This window comes from Telluria sp. ZB4P36, from assembly GCF_059685865.1.
In genome coordinates this window covers 40289-60750 of the sequence record NZ_JCASIE010000017.1, presented here as the reverse complement: position 1 = coordinate 60750, position 20462 = coordinate 40289, and the positions used below count along the sequence as shown (strand labels likewise).

General features: G+C 66.7%; 17 protein-coding genes. 7 read left to right on the top strand and 10 right to left on the bottom strand.

What is annotated here, in order from left to right; genetic code table 11:
• Nucleotides 1–93: 93 nt before the first annotated feature.
• The gene (locus tag AC56LK_RS19580; protein WP_497186153.1) at nt 94–1464 is read right to left on the bottom strand and encodes an HD-GYP domain-containing protein; all 1371 of its coding nucleotides are present in this window, start codon (nt 1462–1464) and stop codon (nt 94–96) included.
• 200 nt (nt 1465–1664) lie between these two features.
• Between AC56LK_RS19580 and AC56LK_RS19575 the strand changes: the two genes are divergently transcribed.
• Both AC56LK_RS19575 and AC56LK_RS19570 read left to right on the top strand, forming a co-directional pair.
• Nucleotides 1665–3266 carry an FAD-dependent oxidoreductase gene (locus tag AC56LK_RS19575; RefSeq protein WP_497186152.1) on the top strand — a complete coding sequence of 534 codons (1602 nt, stop codon included), beginning with the start codon at nt 1665–1667 and terminating at the stop codon, nt 3264–3266.
• Nucleotides 3267–3457: 191 nt separating this feature from the next.
• Nucleotides 3458–5071, top strand: a complete 1614-nt coding sequence (locus AC56LK_RS19570) for a methyl-accepting chemotaxis protein (RefSeq protein WP_497186151.1) — start codon at nt 3458–3460, stop codon at nt 5069–5071.
• Between the two features lie 86 nt (nt 5072–5157).
• Here AC56LK_RS19570 and AC56LK_RS19565 read toward each other — a convergent pair whose 3' ends face one another.
• Complete coding sequence (locus AC56LK_RS19565; protein WP_497186150.1) at nt 5158–5913, bottom strand: hypothetical protein; 756 nt, start codon at nt 5911–5913, stop codon at nt 5158–5160.
• Nucleotides 5914–6060: 147 nt separating this feature from the next.
• Nucleotides 6061–7296, bottom strand: a complete 1236-nt coding sequence (locus tag AC56LK_RS19560; protein ID WP_497186149.1) for a serine hydrolase domain-containing protein — start codon at nt 7294–7296, stop codon at nt 6061–6063.
• A gap of 130 nt (nt 7297–7426) precedes the next feature.
• Between AC56LK_RS19560 and AC56LK_RS19555 the strand changes: the two genes are divergently transcribed.
• Nucleotides 7427–8413, top strand: coding sequence for an LLM class flavin-dependent oxidoreductase (locus AC56LK_RS19555; protein ID WP_497186148.1), 987 nt, complete (start codon nt 7427–7429; stop codon nt 8411–8413).
• Between the two features lie 6 nt (nt 8414–8419).
• Here AC56LK_RS19555 and AC56LK_RS19550 read toward each other — a convergent pair whose 3' ends face one another.
• Nucleotides 8420–9010: an isochorismatase family protein gene (locus AC56LK_RS19550; RefSeq protein ID WP_497186147.1), complete on the bottom strand. Its 591-nt coding sequence runs from the start codon at nt 9008–9010 to the stop codon at nt 8420–8422.
• A 96-nt stretch (nt 9011–9106) separates the two neighbouring features.
• On the opposite strand from AC56LK_RS19550, the gene AC56LK_RS19545 reads away from it, so the two are divergent.
• Nucleotides 9107–10177 (top strand): serine hydrolase domain-containing protein, encoded by a 1071-nt coding sequence (locus tag AC56LK_RS19545; protein WP_497186146.1) that lies wholly within the window; start codon nt 9107–9109, stop codon nt 10175–10177.
• 3 nt (nt 10178–10180) lie between these two features.
• On the opposite strand, the gene AC56LK_RS19540 is transcribed toward AC56LK_RS19545, so the two are convergent.
• Nucleotides 10181–12958: a M16 family metallopeptidase gene (locus tag AC56LK_RS19540; protein ID WP_497186145.1), complete on the bottom strand. Its 2778-nt coding sequence runs from the start codon at nt 12956–12958 to the stop codon at nt 10181–10183.
• 152 nt (nt 12959–13110) lie between these two features.
• A complete protein-coding gene (locus AC56LK_RS19535) occupies nt 13111–14274 on the bottom strand; it encodes a PQQ-dependent sugar dehydrogenase (protein ID WP_497186144.1) in 1164 nt (387 codons plus the stop codon).
• 135 nt (nt 14275–14409) lie between these two features.
• Between AC56LK_RS19535 and mepK the strand changes: the two genes are divergently transcribed.
• The 3 genes from mepK (at nt 14410) to AC56LK_RS19520 (ending at nt 16062) form a co-directional block, all read left to right on the top strand.
• Nucleotides 14410–14958 (top strand): peptidoglycan L,D-endopeptidase MepK, encoded by a 549-nt coding sequence (gene mepK, locus AC56LK_RS19530; RefSeq protein WP_497186143.1) that lies wholly within the window; start codon nt 14410–14412, stop codon nt 14956–14958.
• A 166-nt stretch (nt 14959–15124) separates the two neighbouring features.
• Complete coding sequence (locus AC56LK_RS19525) at nt 15125–15769, top strand: hypothetical protein (protein WP_497186142.1); 645 nt, start codon at nt 15125–15127, stop codon at nt 15767–15769.
• A complete protein-coding gene (locus tag AC56LK_RS19520) occupies nt 15766–16062 on the top strand; it encodes a hypothetical protein (protein ID WP_497186141.1) in 297 nt (98 codons plus the stop codon). The genes AC56LK_RS19525 and AC56LK_RS19520 overlap by 4 nt, the downstream gene beginning before the upstream one ends.
• On the opposite strand, the gene AC56LK_RS19515 is transcribed toward AC56LK_RS19520, so the two are convergent.
• From AC56LK_RS19515 to AC56LK_RS19500, 4 genes are all read right to left on the bottom strand, one after another.
• A complete protein-coding gene (locus AC56LK_RS19515; RefSeq protein ID WP_497186140.1) occupies nt 16025–16792 on the bottom strand; it encodes a phosphatase PAP2 family protein in 768 nt (255 codons plus the stop codon). The genes AC56LK_RS19520 and AC56LK_RS19515 overlap by 38 nt on opposite strands.
• Entirely contained in the window at nt 16770–18410 is a 1641-nt protein-coding gene (locus tag AC56LK_RS19510; protein WP_497186139.1) for a phosphoethanolamine transferase, read from the bottom strand. Before AC56LK_RS19510 ends, AC56LK_RS19515 begins: the two co-directional genes overlap by 23 nt.
• Before the next feature lie 71 nt (nt 18411–18481).
• Entirely contained in the window at nt 18482–19720 is a 1239-nt protein-coding gene (locus tag AC56LK_RS19505; protein ID WP_497186138.1) for a sensor histidine kinase, read from the bottom strand.
• Nucleotides 19707–20432, bottom strand: coding sequence for a response regulator transcription factor (locus AC56LK_RS19500; RefSeq protein ID WP_436107724.1), 726 nt, complete (start codon nt 20430–20432; stop codon nt 19707–19709). Before AC56LK_RS19500 ends, AC56LK_RS19505 begins: the two co-directional genes overlap by 14 nt.
• Nucleotides 20433–20462: the final 30 nt, after the last annotated feature.

Below are 20462 nucleotides of genomic sequence, written 5' to 3'. Positions count from 1 at the left end.
GGAACCGCGCGTTCTTGATGTGTGGGAGGGATTGTGTCGTTACTTAAACGACCATGTTTGTCAAATCTTGCTATGACGGACAGAATTCGTGATTTACGGGAAGGGCATCCTGGCGACGGCAGCCTTCAGCGCCGCGAAGCAGGCCGGGTCGAGCGCACTGCCGACCGTCTTTTCCATCATGCCCAATGCCTGCTCGATCGGAATCGCGCCGCGGTAGGGACGCTCGGCCGTGATGGCGTCGAAGATGTCGGCGGTGGTGATGATGCGGGTCTCGAGGCCGATCGCGTCGCCCTGCAGGCCGCGCGGGTAGCCGCTGCCGTCGAGGCGCTCGTGGTGGGCGCCGGCGATCGCCGCCAGTTCGGCGAAGGCGTTGATGCGGCCCAGGATGGTCTCGGTATAGGCCGCATGCAGGCGCACCGCTTCCCATTCGTCGCGGTCGAGCGCGCCCGCCTTGTCCAGCACGCTGTTGCTGACGCCCAGCTTGCCGACGTCGTGCAGCAGCGCGCCGCGCTTGAGCCAGCGGCGGCGCTGCGGGTCCATGCCCAGCGCTTCAGCGATCATGTCGGTGTACAGCGCGACGCGCGCACTGTGCCCGCTCGTGTAGGGGCTCTTGGCATCCACCACCTGGCCGAAGGCCATCGCGATGTCGTCCAGGTAGTCGTCGTCGAGTGTGATATCGCGCCCGCCCGGTTCGAGATCGGCCACGGCGCGGTCGACGCCGGGCGAGGCCAGCACTTCCCAGAACGCCGGACTCGCCGCCACCTCCTCGAAAGCGCGCACCAGGCGCGGATCGAACCAGGTGCCGGCGCGGGCGCGCGCTTCGCGCAGGGCGCTGTCGCGCCCCGCCGCCGTGTGGAACACGTCGATCACCTGGGCCAGCAGCGCGATGCGCGCATACACGGAAATCGCCTCGCCCACCAGGCGGTCGGGCTTGCCCTTGCCGTCGTAGTGTTCGTCGAGCGAATAGATGCCGCAGGCGACACCGGTGGGAAAACGCAGCAGGCGCGCGATCTCGGCACCGCGCTGGCAACGCGTGGCGATCAGGTCCTGGGCGATCGCGGGACCGTCGCGCAGGATCGTCATCACGCTGCGGAATCGCTCGGCCAGGCCGGCCTTCAGCCCGGTGTGGGACAGCACGAAGGACAGCACCTGCGGCAGGCTGTCGCCGACGGTCTTGAAGTCGCGCTTGAAGCCCAGGTCATCGGTCAGGTAGAGCTCGCAGATGCGCGCGGCATTGCTGCTGCAGCCGAGGTCCTTGAGCAGGAGGGTGTAGTACAGCTCCCACAGATGCTCCTCCGGCAGCCCGGCCGCGCGGCCGATGTGCATGCCGATCCAGCACACGCGCACGCAATGGCCGGGCGGCTGGCCTTCGGTGATGTCGAGCGCGTAGCTGAGTGCGCCGATGAGTTCGGACAGCTTCATGGCGCTCGGTGCGCGCACTTCGGAGGGAATGGCGAGATCCATGGTCGGCTTTCGTGGAGCGTAGTTCTTGTCAGCAATCTAAATTTATTCTACGCCACATAAAGTGCTTTGCAACGAGAAATTGACGACTTTGCCGACAGATGCGGCGCCCTTGCCACAAGCGGCCCGGCGCCATCGTGCTCCGGCCTTTTGCGCGCCACAGTAGACTGTCCCCAGCTTCGATGCTCACAAAGGAGTGCGACATGACTGCTTCCACCAATGGCGCTTCGGTATCGGTCTGGATGGACACCGCCGAGGTCCCCGCCTGTCCTCCCCTGCCCGGCGACCTCGACACGGAGATCTGCGTGATCGGCGCCGGCATCGCCGGCCTCACCACCGCCTACCTGCTCGCCAGGGAGGGCCGCAAGGTCGTGGTGATCGACGCCCTCGGCATCGGCGCCGGCGAGACCGGGCGCACCACCGCCCACTTGTTCCCGCCGGACGAGTGGTACGGCTTCATCCATGACAAATTCGGCGCCGCCAGTGCGCGCCTGGTGGCCGACAGCTATGCCCGCGCGATCGACCTGGTCGAATCGACCGCCGCCAGCATCAAGACCGAGGACGGCATCGACTGCGAATTCGAGCGCCTCGACGGCTACCTGTACGCCCTGCCCGGCAATGCCATGCGCGACCTCGAGAAGGAATACCAGAGCGCGGCCCGGGCTGGCGTGGCGGTCGAATTCCTGCCCGGCGTGCCCGGCCTGCCCTTCGACACCGGCCCCGCCGTGCGCTTTGCGAACCAGGGCCAGTTCCATCCGCTGAAGTACCTGGCCGGCCTGGCGCACGCCATCGAGCGCCACGGCGGCCGCATCTTCGGGTCCACCCACGCGCACCGCGTGCGCGGCGACCACGAGCAGCAGACCGTCTCCACCGACCACGGCGAGATCCGCGCCCGCCACGTGGTCCTGGCCACCCACACGCCCTTCAACGACCGCGTGGTGATGCACACCAAGCAGGCCGGCTACCGCACCTACGTGATCGGCCTGCGGGTGCCGCGCGGCGCGCTGCCGCGCATCCTGCTGTGGGATACCGGCGACCCTTACTATTACGTACGCCTGGAGACACCGGATGCCGCGCTCGATCACGAGATCCTGGTGGTCGGCGGCGCCGATCACAGGACCGGCCAGGACGACCACCCCGAGCACCGCTACGACGAGATCGAACGCTGGGCCCGCGAACACTTCCCGATGGCCGGCGCGCTCGCCTACCGCTGGTCGGGCGAGGTGATGGAGCCCTCCGACGGCCTGGCCTACCTCGGCCGCAACCCGATGGACGACGACAACGTCTACCTGATCACCGGCGATTCCGGCAACGGCATGACCCACTGCACCATCGGCGCCATGCTGGTGAGCGACCTGGTGGCGCGCCGCGACAACCCCTGGCAGGCACTGTACGATCCCTCGCGCAAGCCGGTGCACGGGCTGGCCGATTTCGCTTCGGAACAGGCCAAGACCCTGGCGCGCTACGGCGAATGGCTGACCGGCGGCGACGTCGACTCGGTCCACGAGATCGCCGCCGGCGAAGGCGCGGTGCTGCGCGACGGCCTGCGCAAGATCGCGGTCTACCGCGACGCCCAGGGCGGCCTGCATGCGGTATCCGCCAAGTGCACCCACCTGGGCTGCGCCGTGCACTGGAATTCGGCCGAGCGCTCCTGGGACTGTCCCTGCCATGCCTCGCGCTTCGATACCGAAGGCAATGTGCTGCATGGGCCGGCGCCCGAGCCGCTCGAGAAAATCGAGCTGGCCGACGAGACGCCGCCGCCGCGCACGCCGCGGCCCGGCATGCGCGGGCGCAGCGCGCGTTAATCTCAGGTCAAGGAACGTTGACGAACCGCTAACGAAACGTTGTATTTGTCACAGCTCTAGCATGTCCACGTTGCAAAAGTGTGGAAATACGTGGACATGCTGCGTGGAAACTTCATACTCGTCAAGACGGGCAGCGCGCTTGCTCCCCGGCGCGCGCGTGCGCGCTTTGACCCCGATTCGACGAGAAAATCATGAAGCTCGAGAAAATGAAGATCCGCAGCCTGCTGGCCCTTGGTTTCGGCGCGGTGCTGGCCCTGATGCTGGTGCTGGCCGGGGTGGCGCTGTCCACCACGCATACCGTCAACGAGATGACGCATGCGCTGACCCGCGACGGCCTCCACCGCTCCAACCTGCTGCAGGAATGGAAGGCGGTCGTCGAGGTCAACGCGGTCCGCACCATCGCCGCCGCCAAGTCGAGCGACCCGGCCACGGAACAGTTCTTCCTCGATGCCATGGCCAAGTCATCCGAGCGCGCCAATGAGCTGCAGAAGCTGGTCCAGGAAGCGGTCAAGGACGATGCCGAAGGCAAGCGCCTGTTCGACGGCATCGTCGCCAGCCGCGAAGCCTATCGCAAGGCGCGCGCCGAAGCCTTCAAGCAGAAGAAGGAAGGCCAGCTGGAGTCGGCCGCGCGCTTCTTCGAGAGCGACATGCTGCCGAAGGTGAACGCCTACGTGGGCAGCCTGGAAGCAATGGTCGCCTTCCAGAAGCGCGCGCTCGCCACGCAGGGTGAATCCATCGACAGCTACGTCGGCGACAGCCGCAAGGTCCAGCTCGCGCTGAGCGCGGTCGCCGTCGCCACCGGCATGGCCTTCGCCTGGCTGATCATGCGCGCCATCTCCGGGCCGCTGCAACGGGCGCTGGGCGTGGCACAGCAGGTCGCGCGCGGCGACCTGACCGGCCGTATCGAGGCCGACGCGCGCAACGAGACCGGCCAGCTGATGGCGGCCCTGAAGGACATGCGCGACAGCCTGCGCGGCATCGTCAGCGAAGTACGGCGCGGCACCGACACCATCGCCACGGCCTCGCACCAGATCTCGGGAGGCAACCTGGAACTGTCGGCGCGTACCGAAGAGCAGGCCAGCTCGCTGGAAGAAACCGCGGCGTCGATGGAGGAACTCACGTCGACCGTGCGCCAGAACGCGGACAACGCGCAGCAGGCCAATGCACTGGCACGCACGGCCTCCGGCAGCGCCGCGCGTGGCGGCGAGACGGTCGGCGAGGTGGTGCGCACCATGGCCGACATCCGCAGCGCTTCGCAGAAGATCGGCGAGATCGTCGGTGTCATCGACGGCATCGCATTCCAGACCAACATCCTGGCGCTGAACGCGGCGGTGGAAGCCGCGCGCGCCGGCGAACAGGGGCGCGGCTTCGCGGTCGTGGCATCGGAAGTGCGCGCCCTGGCGCAGCGCTCCGCCACTGCGGCAAAAGAGATCAAGACCCTGATCGCCGACTCGGCCGGCAAGGTCGAGGAAGGCAACCGCCTGGTCGCCCAGGCTGGCGCCACCATGGAAGAAATCGTGGCCGGCATCGCCGGCGTCTCCACCATCATGGCGGAGATCGCGTCCGCCAGCGGCGAGCAGTCGCTGGGCATCGAGCAGGTCAACCAGGCCGTCACCCAGATGGACCAGGTCACGCAGGAGAACGCCGCGCTGGTCGAGGAAGCGGCGGCCGCTTCCGACGCGCTGCGCGAACAGGCGCAATCGCTGTCGCAGCTGGTGGCCACCTTCCGCCTCGACGAGCGCGAGGCCGCGGCAGCGGCTGCACCGCGCCGCGCGTCCCAGTCCAGGCCGGCCCTCGCCGCCTGAACACGACCCTGTAAACGAGGACACCAGCCCGCAGGCTGGTGTCGCAGAATGCAGCCCGTCAGGACTGCATCGGCTCAGGCTGCGGATCAGTAGCCGCGGCCGGTGCTGCCGGTGGGCGGCGTGGTGCCGGTGGGCGGCGTGGTGCCGGTAGTCCCGGTAGTACCCGAGGTGCCGGTAGTGCCGGTTGTACCCGAGGTGCCGGTTGTACCCGAGGTGCCGGTCGTGCCGCTACGTCCGGTAGCGTCCATGGTGCCGGTCGCACCGCTGGTGCCGGTGGCGCCGGTGCCCATCGAGCTGCTGCCGGTGGTGCCGGTGGCGCCCGACGAACCGCTGGTACCCATCGCGCCGCTGCTGCCGCTGGTCGAGCGGCGGGTTTCCGGCTCGCTCGAACGGCCGGTGCTGGTGCGGCCGGCTTCGACGCCCGAGCTGCCCGAGCTCCAGTCGCTGGTGCCACTGGTGCCACTGGTGCCGCTAGTGCCGCTGGTGCCGCTGGTGCTGCTCGAACCGCTGGTGCCGCTCATGCTGCCCGAGCTGCTCGAACCGCTCGCGTTCATGCTGCCGCTCTGGCTAGAACCGCTGGTGCTGTGGTCCTTGTGCTTCTTGCTGCGTTTCTTGTCCTGCTTCTGCGGGCTGCCGGTGGCGCTGGCCGACGAGCTGCCGTGGCTCTGGTCGTGCATGCTGCTCTGGTCATTCGCGTTGACGCTCTGGCTGTTGCTCGGGGTGCCGGCGCCGCGCGTGTTCTGGGTGCCGTCCGACGATTGCGCGTGGACGGTGGTGGCGCCGAACATGGCGGCGGCAACGGAAGCACCCAGCAGGCCTTTCAACAGCTTATTCATCTTCATGTCGATCTCCTAAAATTTGTCTTCGGGGCAAAATACTCAACAATATCAATAAGATATTGAATTTAGGCTTAGGAGTGTAGAGAGGGGACATGGAGGGAGGCGCACGGTAGCCTTCCGGAAAAAGAATCCTTGCTACTAGAAGTCTGCTCAGCGGGGCGTAGCCGCCTGGGCCGACAGCGTGCCGAGCTGGGTGTACAGCGCCAGCACATTGCTCTTGTCGTCCGGGTAGACGCGGTTCGACAGGAACACGTAGAAGCTGCGCGATTGCGGATCGACCCACAGGATGCAGCCGGTAAAGCCGGTATGCCCGTAGGAGCCGACCGGGAACACCGTGCCGCGCGGACGCAGGGCATAGGGCGAGTCGATGTCCATGCCCATGCCGCGCAGGGCCAGGCCGGGCGGCGACTGCGCGGTGGTGAGCAGGCGTACGCTTTCCTTGCTCAATACCCGCACGCCATCGAGCTCGCCGCCATTGGCCAGCATGCGGCCGAAGCGCGCCACGTCGCGTGCGGTGGAGAATACGCCGGCCGATCCGGCCACGCCGCCCATGCGCCGCACGGTGGGATCATGCACCACGCCTGCCAGCAGCTGGCCCGGCGCCAGGTCGCCATGCAGGGCGGCGCCGGCGACGGCATCGGCGCCGCGCTGGGTCGGCGCGATGCGCGCGGCCGCCATGCGCTCCAATGGACGATAACCGGTGTCGCGCATGCCGAGCGGCGTGAAGATGCGCTGCTGCGCGTAGCGATCCAGCGGCATGCCGGCTACCCGCTCGACCAGCTGGCCGAGCAAAATATAGTTGATGTCCGAGTAGCGGAAGTAGCTGCCCGGCGCGTGCGTGAGCTCCTGGCGGCAGGCCAGCGCAAGGGCCGCCTCCTTGCCCGCCCACGCCGGCCTGGCCGGCAGGCCCGCCGGCAGCCCGGACGAATGTGTCAGCAGCTGGCGCACGGTGATCGCCTCCTTGCCCCCACCGCCGCATTCCGGGAAATAGCGCAGCAGCGGCCCCTCCAGGTCGAGCTTTCCTTCCTCGGCCAGCAACAGCACCGAGGTCGCCGTCGACAGCACCTTGGACAGCGAGGCGGCATCGAACACCGTATCCGGCGTGACCGGCGGCGCGCCTTCATCGTAGGTGAAGCGCCCGTAGGCCTGTTCGTAGACCGCGCCCTCGCGCTCCAGGTGGAACACGGCGCCGGGCAGCTTGCGCGCGCCGATGTTGTCCAGGATGGCGCGATCGATCTCGGCCAGCCTCGCCCCATCGAGCCGCAGCTCAGCGCGCATGGCGCTCCCCTGCCCCGGCAGCTGCGCGCAGCCGGCGCCCAGCAGGGCTGCACTCAGGGTGGCAAGGATGGCGGCGCGGCGGCATGGCGAAGTCGGGGTTCTGGACATTGGACAGGGATGGATGGGTGGCTCGGATTCTCGCCTGATCATAAGGACGGGTCTGCCACCGGTCAATCTTTACGACGAGCACTCCCAGCAGCCGCGCACGCGAAAAATGGCATCGGCGTATCATCAATGGATGATTCCATTTTCAATCCTCGACCTCGCGCCCATCGTCGAAGGCAGCGATGCGGCAACTTCTTTCCACCGTTCACTAGATCTCGCCCAGCACGGCGAGCGCTGGGGTTACCAACGCTTCTGGCTGGCGGAGCACCACGGCATGCCGGGCATCGCCAGCGCGGCCACGGCGGTGCTGATCGGCCACGTGGCGGCCGGCACCAAGACGATCCGTGTCGGCGCCGGCGGCATCATGCTGCCGAATCACTCGCCGCTGGTGATCGCCGAGCAGTTCGGTACGCTCGAATCGCTGTACCCGGGACGCATCGACCTCGGCCTGGGCCGCGCGCCCGGCTCGGACCACACCACGGCGCGCGCCCTGCGCCGCAACCTGGCCTCGGACGCCGACGAATTCCCGCAGGATGTCGTCGAGCTGCTGGACTATTTCGCCGACTCGCCGCGCCGCCAGGTACGCGCGGTGCCGGGCGCGGGCCTGGACGTGCCGGTGTGGATCCTCGGTTCCAGCCTGTTCGGCGCCCAGCTGGCGGCGGCGCTCGGCCTGCCCTATGCGTTCGCCTCGCACTTCGCGCCGCAGATGATGCTGCAGGCGATCGAGCTCTACCGCTCAACCTTCCGGCCCTCGAAGCAGCTCGACAAACCCTATGTGATGCTCGGCTATAACGTGTTCGCGGCGGATACCGACGAGGAAGCGCAGGTACTGGCCACCTCGATGCAGCAGGCCTTCGTCAACCTGCGCAGCGGACGCCCCAGCAAGCTGCAGCCGCCAGTTCCAGGTTACCTGGAAAGCCTGGGCACGGCCGAACGCATGATGCTCGACAGCGTCCTGTCCTGCACCGCGATCGGCGCGCCGGCCGCGGTGGAAAGCCAGCTGCGCAGCTTCATCGCGCGCACCAGGCCGGACGAGCTGATGATCACCTCGCAGGTCTTCGACCACGCGGCGCGCCTGCGCGCTTACGAGATCACGGCGGAAATTCACAAAAAGGGCTGAGGCCCTTCACGCGTCGCCGGTCCCGGCCTGCAGCATGTCGATCACGGCGCGGGTCGAGCGTACTCTGCCCATGCGCCGGAAGATGTGCTTGCATGCGAAACGGTGGGCTTCCGCATCCATGCTGGTCATCGCATCTTCCGCGAACACCAGCTTGTAGCTGCGATCAAAAGCCGCACGCGCCGTCGACTCGACCCCGAAATTGGTGGCGATGCCGCCAAGGATCAGCGTGTCGATGCCGCGCCGCCGCAGCAACTGGTCGAGTTCGGTCCCGTAGAAGCCGCCCCACTGGCGCTTGGTCACGACCAGATCGCTCGCCTCCACGCCGGCCATGGCAGCCAGCTCCGAAGCATCGTAGGGCGGTGCGGCGGCGCCGGGCGGGCGCATCGGCGCGTCGGCCAGCGGCGTCGGCAGCTCGTTCACCAGCACCCGCACGTACACCACCATCGCCCCGCGGCCGCGCATTTCCTGCGCCAGCAGCACACAGTTGCCGACCGCCTGCTCGGCGGTATAGGGCGCCAGCTCGCGGCCGACATTGCTGTTCTGCAGGTCGATCAGCACCAGGGCCGTGCGCGCCAGCTTGAGGGATTGTTCGTCCATGGTTTCCTCCTGGGCCCAGTATTGCCGATTCGTGTACGGCACGGCGCACGCCGGCATACGGCTACAATGCCCCGACCTACTCTATCTGGAGCAAGCATGCAACGTCGCCAGTTCATCCAACTTTCCTCGCTCGCCGCAGGCGCCGCCCTGCTGCCCGGCTGCGCCGCGGTCGCCAACTTGACTACCGGACCGCTGATCGATCGTCATGTACCGAAGGACTACAGCGGTGTGGTGGCCGTGCGCAAGGATGCGCGCGCGCCGCTGGTGGTGCACGCCAGCGGCCTGGCGCTGCGCGAGGAAAAGCAGCCCATCACCAAGGACACGCGCTTCCTGGTCGGTTCGATGACGAAATGGATCACCGCCGTCACCGTGCTGCGCCTGGCCGACATGGGCACGCTCGACCTCGACGCCCCGATCGCGCGCCACCTGCCGGAACTGCCGGCGGCCAACGGCGCGGTCACGCTGCGCCAGCTGATGTCGAACCGCAGCGGCATCCCCAACGGTCTTTCCGATGCCTTGAAGAAAGACCGGGCCGTCGAGAAGCTCGAGATCGGCCCGGTCGAGGCGGCCCTGCGCTTCGGTACGGGCGCGCCCGCCTCGAAGCCGGGCGAGCAATGGGATTACTCGTATACGAACTGGATCCTGGTCGCGGCCGTCGTCGAACGTGCCCGCAAGGAACCGTTCACGGAAACGGTGGAAGAACTGGTGCTGGCCCCGAGCGGCGTGCGCGACACGAGTTTCGCCGCCACCGGCTACGAGGATGAAGTCGGCATGGCGGTCGCCTACAACGCCGCGGGCCAGCGCAAGACCTCTGCGGTGCCGCCGATGATCGCGGCCAGCGGCACGCTGTACAGCACGGCCAGCGACCTGGTGAAGATCGCAGATACCGTCTACCTCGGCAAGCTGTTGTCGGATAAGGCGCGCAAGGAGCTGTCCACCGTGGTGGTGGCGTCCGAAGACTACGCGCTGGGCGGGAAGGTGAAAACCGTCATCACGAAAAAAGGCGCCCGCTCCCTTGCGTGGGAAGCGGGCGCCATCGGGGCCTACAAGACTTTGCTCGCCTACGACCCGGCGGATGGCCGGGCCGTGGTCTTGCTGAACAACACCGACATGCCGCAATCGGAGCAGGCGAAGATCGCTACGGCGCTGTTCGAAGACATGGAGTAAGGTTTACTGTACGGGTTTACCGTCGGCGTCGATCTTGCGGACTTCGCCGATGTTCAGCGCACGGATGCCCGACTCGATCTTGCTCAGGTCGCCCACCACGACCCACACCAGGCGGTCCGGCGTGAAGCTGCGCGCCGCCAGTACGTTGGCTTGCTGCGGGCTCAGCGACGTCGCCTTCTGGGTGTAGGTGTTGTAGTAGTCGTCCGGCAGGCCGTACTGCACCACATTGGTGTAGGCGCTGGTCAGCTGGCCGGCGGTTTCGAAGCCGCCCGGCAGGCCCAGCGTGTTGTTGTCGACCGCAGCCTTCAACTCTTCCGCCGTGATCGGCTTGCCGCCCGCGATGTCGCGGTACTCGCGCACCAGTTCCTGCATCGCTTCACGGGTCTTGTCGGTCTGCACTGGCGAGACGCTCATGAACGGACGCTGGCCGAGGGCCGCCTGCAGCTGGCTGCGCACGCCGTAGGACCAGTGCTTGTCTTCGCGCAGGTTCATGTTGATGCGCGAGCTGAAGGTGCCGCCGAACAGGTCGTTGACGATTTCCAGCGGCAGCGCATCCGGATGGCTGCGTGGCACGGCCAGCTGGGCGCCGACGATCACGCTCTGCAGCGCGCCCGGGCGGTCGACCAGATAGACCACGCTCTTCCCGGGCGCGGCAACCTCGGCCAGCACCTTCTTCGGCACCTCGCCCGCCTTCCAGCCCGCAAAGGCCTTCTCCAGCATCGGCTTGACCTCGGCCAGCGTGGTATCGCCCACCACCAGCAGGGTGGCGTTGTTCGGCTTGAACCAGGTCGCGTGGTACTTGGCCAGGTCGTCGCGGGTCATGCGCTGCACGGCCTCTTCGGTGCCGGTGCCGGTGAAGGGCTTGCCGTAGACGTGTTCCTTGCCGTACAGGATGCTCGGCAGGACGCGCAGCGCCATCAGCTGGGGCACGGTCTTCTCGCGCTGGATCGCGGCCAGGCGGTCCTTCTGCAGGCGCACGAACTCGTTCTGCGGGAAGGACGGGTTCAGCACCAGGTCCGAGTACAGGTTCAGCGCCTGCGGCATGGTGGCCTTGAGCGTGTTCATGTAGACGATGCCGCTGTCGAGGTTGGCGCCGGCGCCGAACTGCGCACCCAGGCTCTCGAAGGCTTCGCCGATCTCCAGCGACTTGCGGGTCCTGGTGCCCTCTTCCAGCATGCGCATCGCCAGGCTGGCGACGCCCGGCTTGTCCGCCGCATCCGAGGCGTAGCCGCTGTCGACCAGCAGCTGGAAGTTCACCACCGGCGCATCATGACGCTCCGCCAGCACGACCTTCAGGCCGTTCGACAGGGTCGTCTTCTGCATTTCCGGCAGCTTGAGCGCCATCGGCTTGCCGAGCGACGGTTCCTTGCTGCGGTCGACGCCGGGCTTGCCGGCCAGGAGGCCGGTCGGGTAGGGATCGACCTGCAGGACGAAGTCGCCATCGGCCAGCCAGTCGTTCATGGCCTTCTTGACGGATGCCGGGGTGGCGGCCTTGATGCGCTGCAGGTAGACCTTGTAGCAGTCCGGATTGCCGGTGTAGGTCTGGCACGAGGCCAGCAGGTCGCTCTTGCCGCCGAAGCCGCCGACGCGCTCGATCATGCGGGTGTAGCGCGCCAGGATGGTGGTTTTCGCGAGACGCAGTTCGGCCTCGGTCGGACCGCTCTTCATCAGGGCCTTCAGTTCTTCGTCGGCGATGCCTTCCATCTTGGCGACGTCGGCGCCCGGACGCGCGGTCAGGGTCAGGTCGAACTGGCCGCCGATTTCCGAGCTGTCGTTGCTGCCGACCGCGCTGGTGGTCAGCTGGTCCTTGTACACCAGGCGCTTGTACAGGCGCGAGGTCTTGCCGCCACCCAGCACCAGGGCCGCCAGGTCGAGTTCCGCTTCTTCCTGGGTATTCGCGCCCGGGACGTTCCAGGTGCGGTAGATGCGCGACTGCGGCACGCGGTCCTGCACGGTGGTGCGGTGGGTGCCGGTGCGCTTGGCGATCCAGGCTTCATGCTTGGCCAGCGGCGGGCCCGGAGGAATGTGGCCGTAGTACTGCTCGACCTTCTGGCGCGCCACTTCCGGGGTGATGTCGCCGGACAGCACCAGCACGGTGTTGTTGGGGCCATAGTTCTTCTTGAACCAGTCCTGCACGTCGGTCATCGAGGCCGCGTCCAGGTCTTCCATCTTGCCGATCACGGTCCAGGAATACGGGTGGCCGGCCGGGTAGGTGTTGTTGACCAGCAGCTCGTAAGCCACGCCGTAGGGCTGGTTCTCGCCCTGGCGCTTTTCGTTCTGCACGACGCCGCGCTGCAGGTCGAGCTTCTTCTGGTCGACGGTGCCGAGCAGGTGGCCCATGCGGTCGCTCTCGGCGAACAGCGCGTAGTCCAGCATCGAGGTCGGCACGTTCTGGAAGTAGTTGGTGCGGTCCTGGTTGGTGGTGCCGTTCAGGTTGGTCGCACCGATGCCTTCCATGGCGTTCAGGTAGGTCTTCTTGAAGTTGTCGCTGCCGCTGAACATCAGGTGTTCGAACAGGTGGGCGAAGCCGGTCTTGCCCGGCTTTTCATTCTTGGACCCGACGTGGTACCAGGTATTGATCGCCACCACCGGGGTCTTGTGGTCTTCGTGGACCAGCACCGTGAGCCCGTTCTTCAGGGTGAACTTGGTGTACTTGACGTCCGGGATGGGGATGTCGGGCGTGCTGGCCTGTTTGGCCGGGGCCGCGCTGACGGCGGATACGCCAGTGGCGAGCGCGAGCGCTGCTGCCAGCTGGAGACTGCGACGGATGCTTACTGCCATGCTGCTCCTCCCAAGGATCATCCGGATAGGATGGATAACGGCGGATTGCCGTGATCCTTGCATTCTAGGCAGCTTTTGTTGTTGCAACAAAGAATAGTTGCGCATGGAGGAGGAATCCATGCGCCTTGCATCGGAGTGTTGCGCGGGGTGTTTTATTGCGGGACGATGCGCAGCAGGCTGCCCCTGGCTTCGTCGGTAATGGCGTACAGGTGCCCGTCCGGCCCCTGGCGCACGTCGCGCACCCGCTTGCCGATCTCGAGGCGCTCCTGCTGGACCACCTTGCCGCCGGCGTCGAAGGCCACGCGGCGGATATCCTCGGTCGCCAGGCCGCCCGAGAACAGGCTGCCGCGCCAGGCCGGGAAGGCCGAACCGGTGTACCACGCGAGGCCCGAGGCGCCGGTCGACGGCGTCCACACGACCAGCGGCTGCACCATGCCGGCGACCACCCGCTTGCCGATCGGCTCGCGGGTCTGGTAATCCAGGCCATAGCTCTGCAGCGGCCAGCCGTAGTTCTTGCCGCCTTCGATCACATTGATCTCGTCGCCGCCGCGCGGGCCGTGCTCGCTGGCCCATACGCGGCCGTTCGGGTCGAGCACCATGCCCTGGATGTTGCGGTGGCCGATGCTCCACAGTTCCGGCAGCGCGCCCTTCTGCCCCGCCAGCGGATTGCCGGGCGCCGCCTTGCCCTCCGCCGTCAGGCGCAGGATCGCGCCATTGTGGCTGCCGACGTTCTGCGCCTGGTCGCGCGCCAGCATATTGCCCACGCGGGCGGGCGGATTGCCGCCGTCGCCGATGCTCATCAACAGCGTGCCGTCCTTCAGGAACACGATGCGCGAGCCGAAGTGCTGGCCGCCGCTCTTCGCGGGCGAGGCCGTAAACAGGGTCTTGATGCCGTGCACGCGCTTGCCGTCAAAAATGCCCTGCACCAGCACCGTACGGTTCTCGTCCTGGGTGCCGCCGGCCATCGTCATGTAGATGCGCGGGTGCGCTCCCTTGTCGAGCGGGTGCACGGCGATGTCGAGCAGGCCGCCCTGGCCGCCCGTGAACAGCGAGGGCAGGCCGTCGAGCGCGACCTCCTGAACCCGCTTGCCCTCGACGAGGTGCAGCGTGCCCTTCTTGCCGGTGACCAGCATGCGGCCGTCGGCCAGCCAGGTCATGCCCCAGGGCTGCGGCAGGCTGTCGACGACGGTTTCAAGTTTCCAGCCCTTAGCAGCGGGCGGCTCGGCCACCGGTTCGACACCCTGTGCGATGGCATTCGAGCACAAGAGCGTGATCAGGCTGGCAACGGACACGGCAATTCGTTTATAACTTTGCATGAAATATCTCCCGGGATTGATCAAAGCATTAACAAAGTGGTGTTTTTACCGCATTTTCCTGCATTTTCTCTGCACGTTTAACACAAGCGGCGTAGAATTCACATTTGAGCGAACCAGCCATAAGGATCCCATCCGATGATGCAACGCCGAGCCTTTCTGAAGTCCTCCCTCCTCGCAGTTTCCGTAGCAGCGCCCACCCTCAGCATCCCAGCACTTGCCAAAACAGCACAAGCCGCTCCCGGCGAGCGTACCTTGCGCCTGTATAACACGCATACGGGCGAGAAGCTGAACACGACGTTCTGGGCCGAGGGCGAGTTCATCCCTGATGCGATGAAGGACATCAACAAGGTGCTGCGCGACCACCGCACCAACAAGGTGGCGCAGATGGACCCCGAACTCCTGCTGCTGCTGACCCAGCTGAACGAAAAGCTGGAGAACAAGCACGAACTGCACATCATTTCCGGCTACCGCGCGCCGGAGTCGAACGCCAGGCTGCACGCCGCCAGCGGCGGTGTCGCCAAGCGCAGCCTGCACATGGAAGCCAAGGCGATCGACATCCGCCTGCCGGGCAAGGACCTGAAGATGCTGCACAAGGCAGCCATGTCCCTGAAGGGCGGCGGCGTCGGCTACTACGACAGCTCGCAGTTCGTCCACATGGACACCGGCCGCGTCCGTTACTGGTGATCCCATGACGCGGCTCACGGTCCGCGTCATTCTCAGCCTGGCGCTTTTGTCTGCGCTGGCCGGGCCAGCGGCTGCCCTCGCCCAAGGAGCCGGGCAGCCCGCGACCGTCAAGGTGCAATCCACCCGCGACCCGGTCGACAAATCCTACAGAAAAATGATAAAGGGCATGGAACGCTTCGAACGCGCGCATGCCCTGGCGCCCACTGCGCCGCTGCGCTTCCAGCTGCTGCCGCGCCTGCCGACCGTCGACATGACGGGGATTACGCTGCGCATCGCGGGCGATACCGTCAGCATCCCGGTCCCGGTGGCGCCGGACAACAGCTTCGTCCTGCCGCGCAACGACACCGCCCTGCGCGAAGACGCCGCCGTGGTCGCCAACCGCAAGACCACCAGCATGACCTGGCGCGCCCAGATCATCACCCCCGGCCTGCCCGCGGGCACGCGGCGCCTGGGCGACATGCGCCTGGAATGCCTGGTCGGCGTCGAAGCCGGCCTGGTGTCCAACAGTTCCCCGATCTTCGGCTGGATCTCGAACGCGCTCACCACGCCCGAGCAGGTGTGCGGCAGCCCGAACGGCAACTACCTGTTCTTTGCCGAGCGCCCGGTATTCGCGGTGCGCCTGCGTGCCGGCGCGCGGGTCGAGACCCTGCCCTTCAACATGCTGTACGCGGGTGGAGAGCAGAGCAAGGCCGACCTGCAGTTCTGCGACTGCCAGGTCATGCTCGACCGTACCTTCTACGCCCCGATCTGGGACAGCTCCTGGCCGGACGACACCCTGGTCGAATTCGAGAGCATGGAGGACGCGCCATGAAGCGCATCCTGTTCGCCGCCCTGCTGCTGGCCGGCTGCGCCACGACGTCTGCGCCGCCCGGCGCCCAGGTGGCGGCCGAGCGCCTGCGGCAGGCCGTCGTTCCCGGCACGACCACCAAGGCTCAGTTGCTGGCGGCCTTCGGACCAACCAGGAGCGTGGTGTTCGACAGCGGCTACGAGGCCTGGGTGTACCAGTCCCCGGCCGGCGGCGGGCGCTTCGCCGAATTCGTCGTGCTGATCAACCCTGCCGGCATCGTCACCAGGACGCGCACCCGCGCGGCTGCTCAACCCTGAGCGCTTGCAGCAGCATCACCAGTGTCAACACGATGCCGCACGCAATACAGACTGACCATAAGGTGTGCGTCAGGAAGTGAGCACCTCGCATTTGCTGCATCCATCCGACCATCAGGCCAAGCCCGGCGGCGGCACAAGCGGCGCGCCATGCCCTGCGCCGCTGTCCCGGCAGCCACAAGACCGCCAGCGAGATCAGCCAGAGCGCACTCGAGGCATGCCCGGCCGGCAAGCAGTGACCGGGGTGCACCCCGGGTGGCAGCGCTTCGAACAGCCGGACATAGGGCTCGCTTCCGCCGTAGCGCGTCACATCCCAGGGACAATGCGCATTGCTGTGTTGCTTGAGCAGGCTGATGGCGAGCGGCACCAGCACCGCGGAGCAGGCAATCACCTGCAGCTGCAGCCTGCGCAGCGGGGACATGGTTTCCGGCCAGATAGCACTGCGCATGGCGGCGGCGATGAACAGCAAGGCGAACGCGACCAGCACCGCCTTCAGGATCCGGTGGCCGACGATGTCGGTCAGCCAGGCGTCGCGCCAGGGAAAGCTGCCGGTGGCGCCATCGTAGAAGGCGTCGGCCAGAACCAGATCCACATCGGTGAATCGTCCCAGGGCGAAGACCAGCACAGCTGCAAGGCACAACAGGGCGCCGGCCCACATGCCATCCCTGGTGCTCAATAACATCAAGGCCTCGCCCTGCGCTTCACTGAGCTCAGCCGTTTCGAACGCAGGCATGGAACAGGTCGAGTTTCGGATTCAGGATGGCGGTCTGGACATCGAGCATGCCGAGCACCGAGTGGAACACGTTGTCGTGCGACAGCGCTTGATCCCGGCGTGCCTGCAGGCAGACGCGGTCGATGCGGAAGCGATCGGCAAAACCATCGGACAGCCATAGCATCATCGGCACATGGGTCTGCTCCTGGGGCGCGACGATGTAGGGCGCGCCGTGCAGGTACATATTGCCTTCGCCGAGAGATTCGCCGTGGTCCGAGAAATACAGCATGGCGGTATCCACGCCACCCTCCTTGGCGGCGGCGCGCAGCATGTCGATCGTCTTCGACAGGACATAATCGGTATAGAGGATCGTGTTGTCGTAGGCCGCCGCGATCGACTCGCGCGTGCAGGTCTCGAATTCGCTGCTCTCGCATACCGGGCCGAAACGGCCGAAGCCGGCCGGGTAGCGCCTGGCATAGGCCGGTCCATGGCTGCCTTTCTGGTGCAGGACGATGACCAGGTCCTTGCCGGACCCGCGTATCAATGCGGGCAAGCCTTCCAGCAGACCTTCGTCGTAGCATTCGTCCCCGGCGCAGTAGCGGTTGCCGGCCTGCGGCGTGGACAGGTCGGTGAACGCGACACGGTCGCAGACGCCCTTGCAGCCGGAGTTGTTGTCGCGCCAAAGCACCTCGAAGCCGGCATGCGACAGGACATCCAGCAAGCCCTCCTGGCGCCGGGCCCGGTCTTCGTCGTAGTGCTCGCGTCCGAGCACCGAGAAGACACAGGGCACCGACACCGCCGTCGCCGTACCGCAGGACTGTACGTTGGCAAAGTTGATCAAGCCATCTTCCCGGGCCAGCCGCGGGTTGGTGTCCCGTGCATAGGCATTCAGTGAAAAGTTCTTTGCGCGCGCGGTCTCGCCGACCACGATGACGGTCACCGTGCGGCGCGCCTGTCCGGCCCAATGGCTGCCCTTCACCGCGTCGCGGCCGAGTGGCGCAACGACGACCGGGATACGCGACCTGCCGCGCACATACGCATGCAGCGCCTGCGCGGCGTTCGTCGGCGTCAGCAGGTAGCGCAGTTCGCGATGCTCGCGCACGACCGGCGCCAGGGACTTGAACAACATCACCAGCAGGAGAGCGGCCAGCGCCAGTGCCCCGGCGGCGATGCCGGCGCGCTGCGCAAGGCCGCGCACACCGCTGGGAAAACGGATCCGTGCCCGGGCCACCAGCATCGCCGGCAGGCCGCCCGTCATCACGATGAACACGACCAGGCGCCAGTTGAGGAGCTCGGCAGCTTCGCGCGGATCGGTTTCAAAGATGCTCTGGATGATCGCCTTGTCGATGACGATACCGTATTCGTTGATGAACCAGGCCGCTGCCGACGCGGTCAGCAGGACGAGCATCAGGGCCGGCTTGACGACGAAGCGGAAGCTCGCCAGCGTGAGCAGTCCATGGAACAGCAGGACCACGATGGCAAAGCTGCCCAGCAACACGGGCAGGCGCGCGAGGGTCGCGCCGCCGAGTGCGTCGACCAGGGTGGACCAGAAATGCAGGTTGGCGACGGACGCCAGCAGCAGCGATACGGACAAGACGAGCGAATTGACGTGGATACGCCGGGAGAGAAAATCAGGCACTTCGTTTCACCAAGGATATTGTGACCGGTGAAGCTTAGTGTGACGGCCGTGATCGCTCCGTCAGCGCGGCGTTAAGTTTTCGTCAGGGCCTTGGGAAAGGTAATAGTAAAGCGGCTGCCGCCGCCCTCGCGTTCCGCGTAGGCGAAGCCGGCATCCAGGAACTCGCAGATGCGGCGCACCAGGGCAAGGCCCAGGCCTGTGCCCGACGATCCGGTCGACGGGCTGGCGCCGCCGCGGCCGAGGGTCGCGACGACGGCGGGCGGCAGGCCCGGCCCGGTGTCCTCGACGACGACCGCACCGGGCAGCAGCACGACCCTGACTTCCCCCTGGTCGGTGTACTGGCAGGCATTACGCACCAGGTTGCCGATCGCGGCGGCGCACAGTTCGCGTGGCGCGCGCACCGCCAGCGCGGGGCCATCGGCAAAATGGATGGAGACCGGCTTGCCCGCGACCAGCGGCCGGTATTTCTCGACTTCGTCTTCCGCGATGTCGTCGATGGCAACGGGAGCCTGGTCGCCGAGTTCCGGCGCGCGAGCCAGCAGGAGCAGCACGGTGATGCATTCGGCCGCTTCACGCGCCGCCCGATAGATCCGCTCGGCCGGTGCGCTCACGGCGGGGGAGTCGGCTCTCTGCATCAGGATCTCGGCTGCGCCCATGATGACGGTCAGCGGGCTGCGCAATTCGTGGCTGACGTCCCCGGTGAAATAGCGCTCGCGATCGAGGAAGGCACGCAGCTCGCTGGTATGCGCCTCGAGCGCGCGCGCCAGCACACCCAGTTCATCCTTGCGCCCCGTGAGGGCGGCCGGCGCCGTGTCGTTGCCGACCGACTGCGCCAGCTCGCGGATGGGTGTCACCACCCGCCTGCCCAGGAAGCGGCCCAGCATGGCGGCCAGCAGCAGGAAGCCGGCGAAGGCTGCGGCAAACATCGAATACACCACTACTTCGATCTTGTCGTAATCGCTCTCATGGTCGACCAGCACCCAGCTGCCGCGCGCATCCTGTCCGGCCAGGACGTGCAGGCGCGTATCGCCGACGTCGACCTTGTGCACGCCGTCCGCCAGATTGCGCAGCGCCCGGGGAATCGCCGCACCGCGGTGGAAGCGCAGGCCGGCCGGCATGTCGACGTCGAGTCCCGCCGCCTGCCGCGGCGCGGCCCAGGCAACGGCGGCCTCGAGGCGCTTGTCCACCAGCTCCACCTCGATGCCTTCCACCGCCAGGGCGGCGATCAGCGCAAAACACACCGAGGCGCCGATGCCGAACAACAGGAAGGCGACGATGATGCGCCGCTGCAGCGAATCAGCGCTTTTCATCGCGCGCCGCGACGGAGTCCTCGCCAGCCGGGGCATCCGGCTGCACCAGTTTGTAACCGACGCCGGCAACCGTCTTCAGCATGGGCGTGGCGAAGGGTTTGTCGATCGCCTGGCGCAGGGCGTGGATATGCGTGCGCAGCGCATCGCTGTCGGGCCGGTTGTCGCCCCAGACCGCATGTTCGAGCGACTCGCGCGTCACGATGCGCGGGGCGGCGGCGAGCAGGCAGCGCAGCAAGGTGTAGCCGGTTTTCGTCAGCACCACGGGAACGCCGGCGCGCGAGGCTTCCTGGGTATCGGGCTCGAAGCTGAGTTCACCGAAGCGCATGGCCGCGTGGACCGTATGGCTGGCTGCGGAACGGCGTACCAGCGCCTTCAGGCGCACTTCGAGTTCGACCAGCGAGAACGGCTTGACCAGGTAGTCGTCGGCGCCGCTGTCGAAACCCGCGACCTTGTCGGACAGGGTATCGCGCGCCGTCAGCATCAGCACCGGCGTCAGCTTGCCGAGTTCCGTGCGCAGCTTCTGGCACAGCTCCAGCCCGTTCAGGCCGGGCAGCATGACGTCGAGAACGATCACGTCGTAGTCATGCTCGGAGGCGAGCGCGAGTCCGCCATAGCCGTTGCGGGCGGAGTCGAGCTGGTAGCCCTTCGGTTCCAGGAAGCCGTAGAGATTGGCGAGGATATCGGGGTGATCTTCGACGATGAGGACGCGCATGCGGCTATTCTAGAGCAATCAGGCGGAACG